We start from the raw sequence: 2,549 nt of genomic DNA on the forward strand, positions 1-2,549 counted from the left end.
GGCCTCGACGGCACGGGCGAGAGGGCCACAGGCGATCCGCGCTATAGGGGTCGACAGCATGGTGGACACTCCGCGAATAAGAACATATAGTGAACATAGAGTTCAAGCGCGGAGGTCAAGATGCAGACGGCCGACCTGTGGATATCGGGGAATCTCGCTCCCGCCGGCCTGCCCTCGGGCATGGCGAGGCGGGCGAGCGCCGGTTCGGCGGCAAGCGCGCCGTCGCCCCGCACGAGCGGAGACCGGACCATGCATTTCGACGTGCTGGAGGAGCGGGTCGGGCGCTGGGGCTGGTCCCTGCGCGACGCCTATGGCCAGGAGGTCGCCCATTCTCCGATGCCGTATCCGAGCCGGGTCCAGGCCTCGGCGGCGGCCTTGGCCTTCTCCCAGCTCGTGGCCTACGCCGGCAAGCAGATGCGCCGGCCCTGAGGCCGGACGGCGAAGGTCTGCCGGGACTGGCTTCCCGCGCGGTCCATTCGGGCGAACGTGGAATCGGCTCCCTCCCCACAGCGGATGTCGCTGCATGGGAAGAAGCCGATCCGGATCGTGATCCGGGACGACGAGCTACGAGCTTATCAGGATATTGGCGGAGCCAACGATGGTCGCGGCCAACATCACCGATGCAACGCCGACCATGAAGTAAGAAAAGACTGTCAGCATCGATGCCAAGGTGCTGTCCCGACTGGTTCAGCAGCGGCTACCGCCGGACGTCTGGCCATATTGCATGACCTCGCGGGTCTGCTGGTTGGCGTTGCCCTCGGCGGCCGAACTCATCGGACAACCGAACGACGAGGGTGCCCGACGATCGGCCCGGATCGAATGGGTGGTGTCGACGTCATAGGGGCTGAGCGTGGTGTAGCGCGAAGGGCGCTCCATCGCCGTCGTGGGCGCGATCGAGGCCAGGCCCATGACGAGGGCGGTCGAGAGAGCGGCAATGGAAGTCTTCATGTGAGCAACGGCTTTCTTGTCTTGTGAAGCCGCCGCGTCTTGGCTGCTTCTTCTGCTTGAAGCCAATATGAAGTAATAATGCCCTCTCTGGCGTGCTGGCACGCACACGGCGCCGTGGATTAAAGGTGCCGGATAGGTCAGATGGGTGAATTATAACAAATACCAGCGCCATGTGCTTTGGATCGACAAGCACATGGCGGGGTGTTGTTCTTATAATCCCGGCCTGTCTCGGGAATGAGTGTCGCAGGGCCATTCGTGACGGACGTGCCTGTGCCGACAGCCCGATATCGAGACAGGCCGCCCCGGTCGCGTCGATGCGGAACGCTCCATCACCCAAGCGCCTCCCCTTCCCCGCCGCGTCAGCCTTCCACGGGGCGGGGGGCGATGCGGTCGAGCGCCGCCATCGTGTCGTCGGACAGGTCGAGGTCCGTCGCGGCCAGGTTTTCGCGCAGGTGCTCCACCGACGACGTGCCGGGGATCAGCAGGATGTTGGGAGAACGGCGCAGGAGCCAGGCCAGCGCCACCTGCATGGGCGTCGCGCCGAGCCCTTCGGCGATCTGGTTCAGGGCCGCCGACTGGATCGGGCTGAAGCCGCCGAGCGGGAAGAACGGGACATAGGCGGTGCCGGATGCGGCCAGGTCGTCGATCAGTGCGTCATCGCCCCGATGCACCAGGTTGTACTGGTTCTGGACACAGACGATCGTCGCGATGGACCGGCTCTCCGCCACCTGCCGCGCCGTCACGTTGCTCAGCCCGATCCGGCGGACGAGCCCCTGGCGCTGGAGATCGGTGAGCACGGAGAGCGGCGCTTCGATGGAGCCTTCGGCCGGCCCATGCACGTCGAGCATGATCCGCAGGTTGACCACGTCGAGAGCCTCGACGCCGAGGTTGCGCAGGTTGTCGTGGACGGCGCCCGTGAGGTCCTCGGCCGAGAAGGCCGGGTTCCAAGACGCGTCGGCACCGCGCCTGGCTCCGATCTTGGTGACGATCACGAGGTCGTCGGGATAGGGGTGGAGCGCTTCGCGGATGATCTCGTTGGTGACGTGCGGTCCGTAGAAGTCGCTGGTGTCGATATGGTCGACGCCGCGCGCGACCGCTTCGCGCAGCACCGCGATGGCCCCGGCCCGATCCTTCGGCGGCCCGAAGACACCGGGACCCGCCAATTGCATCGCGCCGTAGCCCAGGCGCTTCACCGTGCGGTCTCCGAGGGCGTAGGTCCCGGCTCGTGCGATATCGGTCATGCATCTCGCTCCTGTGTGACGAGCGGGATCGTAGAACCTCGTGATCGGCGTGGTAATACGCCCTCATCCGCACGGGGGGGGCGCGACAGGGCGAACGGGTCGCGGGACGGCGTCGCAGCCTCGCGAGATCCACCATCGGCCAAAGGCTCTCGGCCGCCAAGATCGGGGAGGCGGTTCGTCTTCGGGCTAGAGCTGCGCCCGACCACGTTGGGTCGGGACACATCTCTAGGCCTTTGTCTTGCCGCGCTCTTTTTCGCCGAACCGGCATCCACTTCGACGGAGAGCGCTCTAGAGCCCGAAATGCCGGCTCAGGACGTTCCTCAGTTAGGCCTGACTGCCCGTGTCGGTCTCGTCGAAGGT

At 65.8% G+C, this 2,549-nt stretch carries 3 protein-coding genes; 1 reads left to right on the top strand and 2 read right to left on the bottom strand.

The window, feature by feature from the left end; genetic code table 11:
* Nucleotides 1–120 precede the first annotated feature (120 nt).
* Entirely contained in the window at nt 121–429 is a 309-nt protein-coding gene (locus MBTS_RS23860; RefSeq protein ID WP_238254149.1) for a hypothetical protein, read from the top strand.
* Between the two features lie 258 nt (nt 430–687).
* Here the strand turns inward: MBTS_RS23860 and MBTS_RS18375 are convergent, their stop codons facing one another.
* Nucleotides 688–948, bottom strand: coding sequence for a hypothetical protein (locus MBTS_RS18375; RefSeq protein WP_147831268.1), 261 nt, complete (start codon nt 946–948; stop codon nt 688–690).
* Nucleotides 949–1,307: 359 nt separating this feature from the next.
* Entirely contained in the window at nt 1,308–2,189 is an 882-nt protein-coding gene (locus MBTS_RS18380) for an aldo/keto reductase family oxidoreductase (RefSeq protein ID WP_147831266.1), read from the bottom strand.
* Between the last annotated feature and the right edge of the window lie 360 nt (nt 2,190–2,549).

Source organism: Methylobacterium bullatum, from assembly GCF_014845095.1.
GTDB classification, from domain to species: Bacteria; Pseudomonadota; Alphaproteobacteria; order Rhizobiales; family Beijerinckiaceae; genus Methylobacterium; species Methylobacterium bullatum.

Bases quoted from the DNA above. Each gene is read 5' to 3' on its own strand.
- MBTS_RS23860 (WP_238254149.1), top strand. From the start codon at position 121: ATGCAGACGGCCGACCTGTGGATATCGGGGAATCTCGCTCCCGCCGGC.
- MBTS_RS18375 (WP_147831268.1), bottom strand. From the start codon at position 948: ATGAAGACTTCCATTGCCGCTCTCTCGACCGCCCTCGTCATGGGCCTG.
- MBTS_RS18380 (WP_147831266.1), bottom strand. From the start codon at position 2,189: ATGACCGATATCGCACGAGCCGGGACCTACGCCCTCGGAGACCGCACG.